The 13051-nt window shown below is 74.0% G+C and carries 9 protein-coding genes; 2 read left to right on the plus strand and 7 right to left on the minus strand.

Annotation, left to right across the window (positions count from 1 at the left end; translation table 11 throughout):
• Window positions 1-62: 62 nt before the first annotated feature.
• Together OG906_RS05415 and OG906_RS05420 are read right to left on the minus strand one after the other, a co-directional pair.
• Window positions 63-2150 (minus strand): ATP-binding protein, encoded by a 2088-nt coding sequence (locus OG906_RS05415; RefSeq protein WP_329440520.1) that lies wholly within the window; start codon window positions 2148-2150, stop codon window positions 63-65.
• Window positions 2151-2276: 126 nt separating this feature from the next.
• Window positions 2277-2987 (minus strand): FadR/GntR family transcriptional regulator, encoded by a 711-nt coding sequence (locus tag OG906_RS05420; RefSeq protein ID WP_267799836.1) that lies wholly within the window; start codon window positions 2985-2987, stop codon window positions 2277-2279.
• A 105-nt stretch (window positions 2988-3092) separates the two neighbouring features.
• Here OG906_RS05420 and OG906_RS05425 point away from each other — a divergent pair, with 105 nt between their 5' ends.
• Together OG906_RS05425 and OG906_RS05430 are read left to right on the plus strand one after the other, a co-directional pair.
• Window positions 3093-3626 carry a gluconokinase gene (locus tag OG906_RS05425; protein WP_392897133.1) on the plus strand — a complete coding sequence of 178 codons (534 nt, stop codon included), beginning with the start codon at window positions 3093-3095 and terminating at the stop codon, window positions 3624-3626.
• Window positions 3627-3801: 175 nt separating this feature from the next.
• Entirely contained in the window at window positions 3802-5199 is a 1398-nt protein-coding gene (locus tag OG906_RS05430) for a GntT/GntP/DsdX family permease (RefSeq protein WP_329440526.1), read from the plus strand.
• Window positions 5200-5226: 27 nt separating this feature from the next.
• Here the strand turns inward: OG906_RS05430 and OG906_RS05435 are convergent, their stop codons facing one another.
• The 5 genes from OG906_RS05435 to OG906_RS05455 all read right to left on the minus strand — a co-directional run bounded on the left by OG906_RS05435 (window position 5227) and on the right by OG906_RS05455 (window position 12951).
• Window positions 5227-5436 (minus strand): hypothetical protein, encoded by a 210-nt coding sequence (locus tag OG906_RS05435; RefSeq protein ID WP_329440528.1) that lies wholly within the window; start codon window positions 5434-5436, stop codon window positions 5227-5229.
• Window positions 5433-6668 (minus strand): hypothetical protein, encoded by a 1236-nt coding sequence (locus OG906_RS05440; RefSeq protein ID WP_329440530.1) that lies wholly within the window; start codon window positions 6666-6668, stop codon window positions 5433-5435. The genes OG906_RS05435 and OG906_RS05440 overlap by 4 nt, the downstream gene beginning before the upstream one ends.
• Before the next feature lie 115 nt (window positions 6669-6783).
• Window positions 6784-8163 carry a cytochrome P450 gene (locus OG906_RS05445; RefSeq protein ID WP_329440531.1) on the minus strand — a complete coding sequence of 460 codons (1380 nt, stop codon included), beginning with the start codon at window positions 8161-8163 and terminating at the stop codon, window positions 6784-6786.
• Between the two features lie 235 nt (window positions 8164-8398).
• Window positions 8399-9121, minus strand: a complete 723-nt coding sequence (locus OG906_RS05450; protein WP_329440533.1) for a hypothetical protein — start codon at window positions 9119-9121, stop codon at window positions 8399-8401.
• A gap of 266 nt (window positions 9122-9387) precedes the next feature.
• The gene (locus tag OG906_RS05455; RefSeq protein WP_329440535.1) at window positions 9388-12951 is read right to left on the minus strand and encodes a S8 family serine peptidase; all 3564 of its coding nucleotides are present in this window, start codon (window positions 12949-12951) and stop codon (window positions 9388-9390) included.
• Window positions 12952-13051: the final 100 nt, after the last annotated feature.

The following is a 13051-nucleotide window of genomic DNA, read 5'->3' on the forward strand; positions in this document are numbered from 1 at the left end:
CGCGACGGCCTGACCGGAGCCGTGCGGGGGCTCTCCGGTGGGGGGACGGGCGCCCTGCGGGCTCAGCCGTCGTACGGGTGCGGCCGGGTCCGCAGGGCGTGGCCGTGGCGGACGCCTTCCAGGAAGGCGGCCTCGTAGGCCTGGTCCCCCAGCGCGCTGCGGGCGGTGCGTTCGCATTCCTCGCGTACGGGGCCCAGTTCGGGGGTGCCGCGCTGCGGATGGCCGACCGCCTGCCAGTACGCGTGGCCCGTTCCGTACGCGTGCGCGGCGCCCGCCTCGTCGCCCGAGGCGGCCCGTGCCGCCGCGAGCAGGTCGAGGCCGAGGGCGGTACCGAAGCTGTCGCCCAGTTCCCGCTTGCTCTCCAGCATGGCGCGGGCGTGGTCCGCGGACTCGTCCGGCCGGCTCTCGAACAGGCAGATCAACGCCAGTTGGTACTCGGCGTAGGACCGCGTCCAGTGCTCGTCGCGAGCGACACAGCCGGACAGCAGCCGCTCGGCTTCCGCGCGGGCGTCCGTGAACAGGCCCAGACCGGTCAGGGCGAACACCCGTACCAGGTGGCAGCGCAGTCGTGGCGCCGAGTCGAAGGGCCGGCCGGGGATGGCCTCCAGGACGTTGTCGGAGACGATGCGCGCGGCCAACGGCCTGCCGGCCAGCAGGTGGCTCAGGCCCAACAGGTAGGCGGCGTCCAGGGCGGGGCCGGGCGTGTGCTCGAACTCGGCGGCCAACGCCTCGCAGGTGACGGCGAGTTGGTGGGCCTGCTCCTTCTCGCCTTGGAGCAACAGGGTGACCCCGAGGGCCCACAGGGAGCGGACCCGCCCCTCAGCGGACACGTCCTGCGGCCGTGCGGTGGACAGCGCGCGCTCCAGGTAGCCGCGGGCCGCGTGCAGGTAGCCGCTGCAGGCCCAGAAGAAGCCGACGCGTCCGGCCAGTTCCAGGGCCTGTCCGGGGGTGGTGGCCAGGGTGTGGTCGAGGGCGGCGCACACGTCGCCATGCGCGTCGGCGATCCTGCGGTAGGCGTCGCGCTGGCCCGGGCCGAGCCAGTCCTGCTCGGCGGCGCGCACCAGGTCCAGGAAGTAGCCTGCGTGCCGGGTCCGCAGGGCCTCGCGTTCCCCGATGGCGTCGAGCCACATGGCTCCGTACTCGCGGATCGTGTCGAGCATCCGGTACGTGACGCCCTCGCCGTCCGCATCTGCGGCGCCGTCGTCGGTGCGGCGTACGACGGACTTGGCGACCAGCGCCGCCAGCAGTGGCCCGGTGTCGGCCTCGGCGAGGGGGGCGGCGGAGCACACAGCGCGTACGGCGGGTTCGTCGAAGGCGCCGCCGAACACGGACAGCCGCAGCCACAGCAGCCGTTCGCGCGGCTCGCACCACTCGTGGCTCCAGCCGATGACGGTGCGCAGGGCGCGGTGGCGGGCAGGCCGGCGGGACCCGCTGCCGGCGAGCGGGCCGATCCGGCGGGCGAGCCGTTCGGCGAGTTCCTCGACGGTGTGGTCCGTCAACTGCGCCGCGGCGAGTTCCAGTGCGAGGGGTACTCCTTCGAGGCGGGCGCAGATGGCCCGGGCGGCCTCGATCCGCTCCTGTTCCCACGGCGGGGCCTGCGCGGGGGCGGCCTCGCCGGCGCGGGCGGCGAACAGGGCGAGGGCCTCCACGGCGTTCGCGTCGTGGGGTAACGGGCCCAGTTCCAGGACGTGTTCCCGCTCCGATGCCAGCGGCTGACGGCTGGTCAGGAGGATGACCAGGTGCGGGGCGGCGTCGAGGAGGTCCTGCACGAGGGAGCGCACGGCGGCGATCAGGTGCTCGCAGCAGTCCAACACGAGGAGCAGCCGGCGCCCGCCGATCCATTGCCGGACCGCTTCGCCGAGGGTGCGGGGGGTGTGGTCGGCGAGGTCGAGCGCGTCGGCGACGGTGTCCACCAGCAGTCGATCGTCGGGCAGGGGCGAGAGGTCGGCCCAGTGGATCCCGTCGGGGAAGGTGTCGCCGGCGCCCGTCTCCAGCGCCCGCCGGACCAGGCGGGACTTCCCGACGCCGCCCGGCCCGGTGAGGGTGATCAGTCGATGTCCGGCCAAGGCCGCTTCCAGCGCGGCCAGTTCGCCGTCCCGCCCCACGAAGGAGGCGGCTCCGCCGTCACTGCTCTCGGTATGTCCCCACACGCGCCCAGTGTGGCGCACGGTGCGGGCTTCTCGGACCCGTCGGGGAAAACCGGCCCGACGCGCGGGGCGCGGTGCGGCGCGGTGCGGCGCCGCGGGGCACGGTGCGGCGCGGCGCGAGGGGATCGCTCAGGGGGCGAGTACGTCGAGCTCCTCCAGGGCGCCCACCGCGATCTGCCGGGTCAGCGCCTCGGCCCGGGCCGCGTCCCCCTCTCGTACGGCTTCCGCGACCCGCACGTGCAGGGTGACCGCGGCCGGGTCGGGGTCGTGGAACATCACCGCGTGCTCGGTGCGGCCGGTCAGCACCTCGGCGACGACATCGCCCAGCCGGGCGAACATCTCGTTGCCGGAGGCGTTGAGGACGATCCGGTGGAAGGCGATGTCGTGCCGCAGATATCCCTCCAACTGGTGACCGCGCGAGGTGCGGACCATGCCCAGGGCGGCCTCGGTGAGCCGGGCGCACTGTTCCGGGGTGGCCAGCTTCGCGGCCAGGCCGGCGGCGACCGGCTCGACGGCCGAGCGCAGCACGGTGAGGGAGCGCAGTTGGCGGGGTCGGTCGGTGCCGGCGAGCCGCCAGCGGATGACGCGCGGGTCGTAGACGTTCCACTGGTCCGCCGGGCGCACGGTGACGCCGACCCTGCGACGGGATTCGACGAGCTGCATCGACTCCAGGACGCGGACGACTTCGCGGACCACGGTGCGGGAGGCGTCGAAGCGGTCGGCGATCTCGTCGGTGCGCAGGACGCTGCCGGGCGGGGATTCGCCGGCGGTGATCGCGAGACCGAGAGCGTCCAGGACACGGGAGTGAAGCCCCTGCACAGGACTGCCTTCAGTGGTCATGGCGTAAGCGTACGGTGACCGCCGATCGAACAATAGATGTGACGTATCCCCCCACCCTCTTGAATAAGTACTACTTAATGGGCTTCAGTGGTGCCGCACGAACCGATGTCGACGAGGACAGCGAGGTACGACGTGAGCTCCCAGCGCGTCATTGTGGTGATGGGTGTGGCCGGCACGGGCAAGACGACCGTGGGCCGGCTGCTCGCGGAGGCCCTCCGTGTCCCCTACGCCGAGGGCGACGCCTTCCACCCGGAAGCCAACGTCGCCAAGATGTCGGCGGGCACCCCGCTGGACGACGCGGACCGATGGCCGTGGTTGGACGCCATCGGCGAGTGGATCCGTCGCGGCGCGGACCTGGAGGGCGGGATCGTCGCGGCCTCGTCCCTCAAGCGTTCCTACCGTGATCGGTTGCGGAGCTTCGCCCCCGGGGTCGTCTTCGTCCATCTCACCGGCGAACGCCCTCTGATCGAGCGGCGGATGGCGGAGCGCAAGGGGCACTTCATGCCCACCACCCTGCTCGACTCGCAGTTCGCGACGCTCGAACCCCTCCAGCCGGACGAACTCGGCGTCGCCGTCGATGTCCGCGGCACTCCCGAGGAGATCACCCGACGGGCGCTGGAGGCCCTGCACCGACTCTGATCCGAGGGGATCCCGGAGCCACCGCACGGCCCGTCCGCGGGCCCCGCACGCCCTCTCCCGGGCCGCCGCATGCCCGCGAGCCGGCCACCGGGCTCCCCGGGACACCCCGCCGTACCCGACATCACGCAGCACCACCCACCGCCACTGAAGAGCCACGAGTTAAGGAACCGTCACCGTGACCGGTCTCAGCGTCGAGACACTGGCAGCGGCCGCCCCCGGACCCATCACCTCGGCCGGGCACGCCCAGCTGGGCGTGGCCGTCCTCGCGGGCATCGCCGTCATCGTCCTGCTCATCACCCGCTTCAAGCTGCACGCCTTCCTGGCCCTCACCGTGGGCTCACTCGCCCTCGGTTCGTTCGCGGGCGCCCCGCCGGCGAAGACCATCGCCAGTTTCACCGCCGGCCTCGGCGCCACGGTCGCCGGAGTCGGCGTACTCATCGCGCTCGGCGCCATCCTCGGGAAACTGCTCGCCGACTCGGGCGGCGCCGACGAGATCGTGGTCACGATCCTGGCGCGCGCCAAGGGGCGGGCGATGCCCTGGGCCATGGTGCTGATCGCCTCCGTGATCGGGCTCCCGCTCTTCTTCGAGGTCGGGATCGTGCTCCTGATCCCCGTGGTGCTGCTCGTCGCCAAACGCGGCAACTACTCCTTGATGCGCATCGGCATCCCGGCCCTCGCCGGACTCTCCGTGATGCACGGGCTGATACCCCCGCATCCGGGCCCGCTCGTCGCCATCGACGCGCTCCACGCGAACCTGGGCGTCACCCTCGCCCTCGGAGTGGTCGTCGCCATCCCGACGGTGATCATCGCCGGCCCGCTGTTCTCCCGGTACGCCGCCCGTTGGGTGGACATCCCCGCGCCGGAACACATGGTCCCGCAGCGCCCGTCGGCCGAGTTGGAACACCGCCCGCGGTTCGGGGCGACCGTGTTCACCGTGCTCCTCCCCGTGGCCCTGATGCTGGTCAAGGCGCTCGTCGACATCGTGGTCAACGACCCCGACAACGGTGTCCAGCGCGTCACGGACGTGGCCGGCTCACCGCTGATCGCGCTCCTCGCGGCCGTGCTGGTGGGCATGTTCACCCTCGGCAGGGCGGCCGGCTTCACCAGGGAGCGGCTCTCGTCCACGGTGGAGAAGTCCCTGGCCCCGATCGCCGGCATCCTGCTGATCGTGGGCGCGGGAGGCGGCTTCAAGCAGACCCTCATCGACGCCGGGGTCGGCCAGATGATCCTGGAGCTCTCCGAGAGCTGGGCCGTTCCCACGCTGCTCCTGGCCTGGCTCATCGCGGTGATCATCCGCCTGGCCACCGGCTCGGCGACGGTGGCCACGATCTCCGCGGCCGGCCTGGTGGCCCCGCTCGCCGCCGGCTCGTCGACCACGGAGACCGCCCTGCTGGTGCTGGCGATCGGGGCGGGCTCGCTGTTCTTCAGCCATGTCAACGACGCCGGGTTCTGGCTGGTCAAGGAGTACTTCGGGATGACCGTCGGGCAGACCGTCAAGACCTGGTCGGTGATGGAGACCATCATCTCGGTGGTCGGCCTGGGCTTCGTCCTCCTGCTGTCCCTCGTCCTCTGAACCCGGCGGCCGGCCACCCCGGCCGGTTCAGGCGTGGGGTCGGCCGTCGAGCTGCGCGGCCGCCAGGGCGAATCCGCCCGCGGCGGTGGCGCAGCGCTCCGCGAGGACGGCGACCTCGGCGCGGAAGGCCTCGGCCCCCGGGCCCTGGTCGCGCAGGTCCTCGGCGGCGGCCCGCAATCGCCGCGCGTGTGCGCGCAGGACGGCGCAGTGCGTGCGCAGGGCGGTGGTGTCGGTCATCGGGACCACTCCTCGCCGTCGTGGATCCGGACCAGCCGGCTGTCCGTGATCCGGCTCCGGAAGCGGGTCGGCGAGGCGTGCGCGGGGCGCCGGGAGCGCTGTCCGTACGCGCCGGTCAGGCGGAACACACGGGTCCGAGGGTCGACGGGGCGTCGCGCGGCGCCCCGGGAGTCCACGGCGAAGACGTGCGTGACCGGGTAGACGGTGGTGAAGTCCCGGCTCCCGGCGAGGTGGAGGGCGGTGCTCCCGCCCAGGCCCCTTCCGAACAGCGCGAGTTCGGTGCCGGAGGGCACGAGGGCGCGGACGGCCCGGGCGACCGCGTGCGCGTACGGGATCTCCGGTCCGTCGGCCATCGCGTGAACATCGACCCCGGCGGGCGTCGTGCCCGCCCCGGGCGTCCCCGGTGGTTCGGCGAGGTGGATGACGTACCGGAGGGCTCCGTCCGGGCCGACGACCTGCTGGACGAGGAGGGTTCCGTCGGGGTCGAGCGAGGCGAGGTTGCGTACGCATCCGGCGACGGTGCCGCTGGTGTCGAGCCGGTCGAGGATCCCGTCGGGGTGGTCGGGCGCCTCGGCGGGGCGGGGGCTCCGGGCGAAGAAGGCGCGTGCGGCGGCGCCGAGACCGAGCAGGGGTTCGGCCGGCATCGCCCGTCCGGTGGCGATCTGCCAACCGGCGTGGTCGTTGAAGGGGTTCTCGTCGGTCAGCGCGTGCCAGGCGAGGAGGTCCGCGAAGGACGGGGCGAGCAGCGTGAAGGCGCGTTCGGCGCCCCGGACCCGCATCATCTCGCGGAACAGCCGCACGCCCTCGGCCTGCCGGCCCTCCTCGACCGCCTTGAGGATCGCCGCCGCGTCCGGATCGGCGAGCAGCTCCGGCCGGCCCGCGCCGGCCGCCCGGATCCGGGCCTTGAGACCGCAGACGGCGAGGCTGACGGCGAGGCTCTCGCGGCCGGTGAGGACCCCGGCGAGCCACCCGGCCCGGGCGACGCCCCGGCCGCGCGGCGCCCAACCGAGTCCCGCCGGGTCGGTCAGGGTGCGCAGCAGGGTGCGCCAGCCGAGCCTGCGGGGGCCGCCCCGGCCGAGCGCGCCGGCCGTCAGCCGCCCGCCGAGGGCCAGTTCGGAGGCGTGGCGGGCGGCTTCGCCGACGGCGTCGGCGGCCTCCGCCAGTTCGCGGCACACGGCGTGGAGCAGTTCGGGATCCGGGTCGGTGGACGCGGTGGTCGCGGCGTCGGACATGGGTTCCTCGTGGGGTCGGTACGGCGGGCGGGCTGCGGGGCCGGGCGGCTGCGGCACGGGTGGGCGCCGGCGGGGCGGGGCGGCGGCGGTGCACGTGCCGGGGGCACGGTCGGGATCAGCGGCGGGTGATCGTGAGCCGGATCCGTCTCGGGTCCAGCGCCGAGGGCAGCGGACCCACCGGATCCAGGGCCGGTCTGCCGTCCCGGACGCGGTGCCCGCGCAGCAGTTCGGCGCAGAACGCGGCCACGACGAGCAGGCCCAGCCGGTCTCCGGGGCAGCGGCCGGCCCCGTGGCCGAAGGGGGCCATCCGGAGGTCCTCGCGGGACCCCGGGGAGGCCCACCTCCCGGGTACGAACACGTCCGCGGCGGGCACGTGCTCGGGGTCGCGCTGGTGGAACAGCGCGGGCAGGAGCACGGGGGTCCCCGCCGGGTGACGCACGCCCCGCCACTCGGTCTCGGTCCGGGTGACCCGGACCAGGTCGGGCACCACCGGGTAGAGGCGCAGCGTTTCCTGGACGCAGGCCCGCAGCCGGGGCAGTTCGCCCTTGGCGGCGTCGCCGGACCGGGCCTCGGCGGAGGCCGCGTCCTGTTCGGCGGGGTGGGCGGCGAGGAGCAGCAGGGTGCGCAGCAGGGTCGCGGGGACGGCGTCCAGGGCCCGTAGCCAGTGGAGGGCCTGGCCGATGGGGTCGAGGGTGCCGTCGGGGTCGGGGTGCCGGCGGGCCCGCCCGACGAGGGTGTAGGGCTCGGCGGCGGCGGCGTACCGGGCGATGCGCGTGCCCGCCTTCTCGTGGAGGCTCTCGGCGGCGCGGTTCCTGCGGGGCGCCCTGCGCTCGCCGCCGGCGTCGAGCCGGTCGAGCCAGCCGGCGAGTTCCTCGTCCCCGGCGGCCGTGTCGCCGAGCACCATGCGGCGGGCGGCCCGGGTGACGGCGTGTCGGGCGCGGGCGAGCCCGAGGGGGTGGGAGGCGGCGCCCAGTCGGCCGGCCTCGTCGGCGATGACCGCGAGGAAGGGGCCGCAGGAGGGGTGTACGGGGCTGCCCGAGGCCAGCACGATCTCATCGACCTCGCGGCGGCGGGCACGGAGGTCGTCGCGGTCCTCGCGGTCCTCGTGGTGGGCGGGAGGGCCGGTTTCGGGCGCGGCGCCGGGGGCCCGGCATTTGTCCGGCGGGCACGTCGCGAGTTCGCTCGCGGGCGCTTCGTGGAACCGGGGCAGGTCCTGCGGGTCCAGCAGGACCAGCGTGGGGCCGGTCGGGCCGCGCAGCAGCAGGGGGGCGCCGCCGTGCCGGGCCCGCAGGGCGCGCAGGGTGGCCGCCGGCCAGCGGGGCCGACCGGAGCCGGCCCCGGGGCGCGGTTGCGGGCGCGGGCCCACCAGGTCGCGTACGAGCACGGGCAGGGTGTGGGTCGCGGCGAAACGCACGGCCTCGGCCCGGCCGGTTCGTGCGGGGCGGCCGCCCTCGGTCGGGGCCGCCTGGCCTCGGGTCGTGGTCGACTGGGTCATGCCGGGACCACCTTGCCTGGGTTGGACAGGCGCTTCGGGTGGGGAAGCCGCCGAGGGGGCGGGCGGCTCGCCGTACCTCCGCACAGCCGGAAAGCAACGGTCGGTGACATCGGGATCACCGTACGTCGAGCGCGGGGGGTGCGCGCTCCGAGTGCTCTGCGGGAGTGGATCGAGGCCGCCGGGCCGGGCGGCGGTGCGGGTCCCGTTCATCCGGAGCGGGGCGTGCGGCGCCGCCTCACCTCGCGGTGGGCGCGGTGGGCGCGGTGAACACGGCGTCCCGGAAGGCGGTGCGCAGCGGCTCCGTGCCGTGTGCGGGCAGCAGGGCCGCCCAGCGGTGGTGCCGGGGCGAGACCCAGACGGACGGTCCGTCGCCGTGGGCCCAGACGCCGCCGGCCACGGGGTGCCAGAGCAGGCCCCGGGCGGGGGTGAGTTCCCCGGTGCGGATCCGGAGGGACTCCGCGGTCCAGGAGCGGCTGACGGGGTGGTCGGCGGTGGAGAGCAGGTGGCCGAGGAAGCGGCCGAGGTCGCCCAGGGAGGCGTGCAGGGAGCCGCCGGCGAAGCGGGTGCGGCTCATGCGCAGGGGGTGCCAGACGCGGGCGGTGGCGCATTCGGCGAGCGGGCCGCCGCAGAGGTGTTCGGCGAGCCGGGTCAGTGCGGGCACCCCGTCGGGGTGGGTGAGCAGCTGGTGGGCGGTGGTCTTGCCGGAGGTTCCGGCTGCGGCCGGGCCGTAGGCCGCGAGCGGGGTGTGGAGGGTGAGTTCCCCGGCCGTGACCAGGCTTCCGATGACGGGCCACAGGGCCAGTACGGCGGCGAGCCGGCCGACGTCGGACGGGGTGTCCCCGTCCCCGCCGACGGCGTGGGTGCCGTCGGGGCCGCCGACCGCCCAACGGGCCCCGGCATCGCCGGCGCGTACGAGTTCGTGGATCTGCTGTTGCGTCTGGTCGTCCAGCACCGTCATGGTCGCCCACGCTAACGGCGCCGGCTCCCGGCCTGCCGTGCCCGCTCCGGCGCGGCCGTCGTCCGCCACCCGTATGCCGGTACGACTATCCGTGCGCGAGGGGGCCGTGGGCGATGGGGGTGCGCCGTGTGCGCGGTGGGCGCGGGACGGGGGCGGGACACCCGCGGGTGTCCCGCCCCTTCACGCGTCCGCCCGGCGAGGTGCGCGCCGGTCGGGTCGGGCCCGGCCCCGGACATCGGCCCCGGACATCGGGCCGGGCCGGTCCGTCAGGTCCGGTCGGGCCGGTCCGTGACGCGCAGGGTGTTCAGCAGGGGCTTGCCGTAGCCGCTGTGCGTGATGAAGCGGACGTTGAGGACGCCGTCCGTGACCGTCACCGTGTAGGAACGGGTCAGGGCCGTGTAGGTGCCCGCCTCCAGGGAGACGTCCAGGGACGGCAGGACCTGGGTGCCCTCGGCGATGACGTCGAAGACCCGCTTGTTCGGCTTGGTGTTGGAGAGTTCCGCGAAGCCCAGCTCCACCGTGTAGGTCCCGTTCGGGACGTTGTCGAAGCGGTACTCGTACATGCCCTCGCGGGCGTTGCGGTACAGCCGCTGGTCGTCCGTTCCGGCGATGGTGCGGCCGGTGGACTGGACGGTGGCGTTGCCCTGGTAGCCGTACGACCCGGGGGTGTACTTGCGGTCGGGCGACCAGCTGTCACCGACGGCGTCCGTGCCCGCGTAGTCGGATCCCGCGTCCAGGGCGACCTGATAGCGCGGGACGACGACCTTGACCGGGACGGTCAGGACCGGTGCCCGGCCGCTGGCCGACGTGATCTTGAGGTCCGCGGTGAGGACCGTCCCGGCGGTCAGGCCGGCCGTGTCCACGGTGAGGGTGAGCGGGGCCTTGCCGCCGGTCGGGAGGGTGCCCGAACCGGGGGTGGCGGTCAGCCAGGACGCGTCCTCGGTCACCGTGAAGGCGGTGCCCAGGCCCGGGTTGGTCAGGTCGAGGGTGCGGGTCCGCTTCTGGTTCGCGGGGAGCACGACCTCCACCGCCGCCTTGGCCGCGGTGACCTTGCCGGTGCGCAGGGACTGGGTGACGGCGGTGACGTCGGCCGGCTTGACGTCGACCGTCGCGGTGGCGGACTCGTACGACGGGGCCGACAGTGCGACGGTCCGTGCGCCCGAGGGGGTCTGGACGACGTAGCCGCCGTCCGCGGCCGTGGTGGCGGAGACCGCCGTGTCGCCGGTGCCGACGGTGACGGTGGCGCCCGCGACGCCGTTGCCGTCGTTGGCGTCGAGCACCCGACCCGCGACGACTCCGCTCTTGGTGGTCCGGAAGGCGATGGACAGGCCGTCCGAGAGGGCCGCGGTGTTGAACGAGTACTTGAAGGCGTCGGTGCCGGTGGCGTTCTCCACGCCGATCGTGGCGGTGGAGCCGCCCTTGATGCCGGTGCCGCCCGTCCCCTTGTAGGCGTAGGAGACGGTGCCGTCCTCGCCGATGGAGGCAGAGAAGGAGAACGTGTCGGCCTGGGCCGACCAGTGCGACACGCCCCGCCACTCGATGACGTAGGTGCGGTGCGGCGCCGTGCCGGTCACGGCGGTGAAGACACCGGATCCGCTGCCGGCGGCGCCGACGACCAGGTCGTCCCAGAACGGGTAGAGGGCTGCGTTCGGGGTGGCCGTGCTCGGGAGGTCGCCGTTGATGTCGCCGGTGTTGTTGCCGCCGAAGCTGACGGTGCCGTTGGTGCCGATCCACGCCTGGCCGTACGTCTTGCCGTACAGCGGCAGCGGGAACGGCAGGTCGACGCGCTCGGTGGTGTTGTCACCGGTCAGCGCGAGCTGTCGGTCGCCGGCCGCGTAGGGGCGACCGCTCGTGGTGGCGCAGGCGTAGCCGTAGGCGTCGGTCCGCTCGGGGAGCTCCACCGCGACGGTGGTGTCCCCGGCGAGGGTGACGTGCGCGCTGCCGCCGGTGACGCAGCGGGAGGCGTGGGTGGCGTTCACGTCGTACGTGCCATGCGGCAGCGTGACCTCGAAGCGGCCCTGCGCGTCGGTGGTCGCGGTGACGGGGGTCTCGGCGACGGTGACGACGGCGCCCGCGACCGGACCGCCGGCGGCGGAGACCGTGCCGGCGAGCTTGGCGGAGGCGGCCTGGGTGAGGGTGAAGTCACCGGTGGCGGTGGCGTTCTCGGTCACGGTGGCCGTCGCGGTCTGCTGTCCGTAGCCGAACTTCGACGCGGTCAGGGTGTACGCGCCCACCGAGAGGGAGCCGAAGCTGTAGGTTCCGTCGGCGGCGGTGGTCGTCGTACGGTCGATCGGGCCGTCGGCGGTGATCTTCACGCCGGCGACGGGCGCGTCACCGGAGCGGACGGTGCCGCCGAGGGCGCCGATCGCGCCGCGCGGGGCCCCGTTGACCGCGGCGAGGGCGTCCAGCTTGCCTTCGCCGAAGACGTTGTTGTCGGCGGCGGTGCCACCGCACTGGCTGCTGTCGGTGTCCGCGGCGGTGCCGTCCAGCAGGGCCTCGGTCTGCGCGATGTCCCCTTCGAGGGCGGGCGCGGCGGACCAGAGGAGGGCCACGGTGGCCGCGGTGTGCGGGGAGGCCATCGAGGTGCCGGAGAAGGCCTCGTACCCGCCGCCGGGCACGGAGGAGCGCACGTTCACGCCGGGGGCCGCGATGTTGGGCTTGATGATGCCGCCGGGGCCCGCGCCGCGCGAGGAGAAGGAGGCGATGGCGCCGTTGATGTCGAAGGCGCCGGAGCTGTAGGAGCTCGCGTAGTCGCCGGGAGATCCGCTGGTGGCGCAGCTCGGGCCGGCGTTCCCGTTGGAGAAGGCCGGGAAGATGCCGGCGGCCCGCCAGGTGTCGACGATCTGCTGGTACCAGTCGTCGTGGGCGGCGCTGCCCCAGGAGTTGTTGACGACGTGCGGGGCCAGGTCGGGCCGCGGGTTCTGACCGTTCAGGTCGGTCGGCGCGACGATCCACTGGCCGGAGGCGAGCAGCGAGGCCTCGGAGCAGGAGTTGCTCTCGCAGCCCTTGGCGGCGATCCACTTGGCGCCGGGGGCGACGCCGATCTTGTTGGCGCCGCCGTCGTCGCCGACCATGGTGCCCATGGTGTGGGTGCCGTGGTCGTTGTTGTCGCAGGGCGCGGCGCCGGCGCAGACGCCGGCCGGGTCGAACCAGTTGTGGTTGTGGTCGTACGACCCGTCGGCGCTCTTGCCGCGGTACTGGTTGTTGACGGCCGGGTGGGTGTAGTCCACGCCGCTGTCGATGTTGGCGACGACGATGCCTTCGCCGCGCACGCCGAGCTGGTCCCAGACCTGGGGGGCCTTGATCCGGTCGATGTTCCATTCGACGGCGTCGGCGGCGGTCTTCTCCCGGCTGCCCTCGGCGGGCTTGGGGAGGGAGACCTTGTCGTCGGCGTCGATCCGGGCGACCTCGGGGCGCTGCGCCAGGGTTCCGGCGAGCTTCTCGCTGCCGACGACCCGGACGGCGTTGACGATCCAGAACGAGGTGTACTCCGCCTTCGCGCCGTCCAAGGCCTTGATGACGGCGGCCTGGCTGCGCGCGGCATGGTCCTTCTTGACCCGCAGAACCGTTTCCGCCTTGGCGGCGCGGGTCTTCTGCTTCCCCGCGGCGGTGAGGTCGGCGGCGCTGTCGAGATACACCCAGAAGACGGCCTTCGCGGAGCCGTCGAGCTGGGTGCGGAGCTTCGGTTCGATCTTGCGCTCGGCCGCCCCGGGGGTGGGGCCGGGTTCCGGCGCCGCGGCGGCGACCCCTGCGCCGACGGGTAGCAGCAGGATCGAGGCGAGAGCGGCGAGCGCCGCGCGTAAGGATCGTCGTCTGTCGCGTTGTGCCACGTGTGGTCTCCTCGGACGCCGTGTGCAGGTTGTGCGGAAAGGGCGTGCGTGATGTGCGCGGGTCATGTTGTTCGAGGGGTCATGTTCATTACAAGAGGGC

The sequence above is a fragment of the Streptomyces sp. NBC_01426 genome, from assembly GCF_036231985.1.
In the GTDB taxonomy this organism is placed as follows: domain Bacteria; phylum Actinomycetota; class Actinomycetes; order Streptomycetales; family Streptomycetaceae; genus Streptomyces.

Excerpts from the sequence above, each read along its gene's own strand:
- OG906_RS05450 (WP_329440533.1), bottom strand. The coding sequence starts at position 9,121 with ATGACGGTGCTGGACGACCAGACGCAACAGCAGATCCACGAACTCGTA.
- OG906_RS05420 (WP_267799836.1), bottom strand. The coding sequence starts at position 2,987 with ATGACCACTGAAGGCAGTCCTGTGCAGGGGCTTCACTCCCGTGTCCTG.
- OG906_RS05445 (WP_329440531.1), bottom strand. The coding sequence starts at position 8,163 with ATGACCCAGTCGACCACGACCCGAGGCCAGGCGGCCCCGACCGAGGGC.
- OG906_RS05425 (WP_392897133.1), top strand. The coding sequence starts at position 3,093 with ATGTCGACGAGGACAGCGAGGTACGACGTGAGCTCCCAGCGCGTCATT.
- OG906_RS05435 (WP_329440528.1), bottom strand. The coding sequence starts at position 5,436 with ATGACCGACACCACCGCCCTGCGCACGCACTGCGCCGTCCTGCGCGCA.
- OG906_RS05440 (WP_329440530.1), bottom strand. The coding sequence starts at position 6,668 with ATGTCCGACGCCGCGACCACCGCGTCCACCGACCCGGATCCCGAACTG.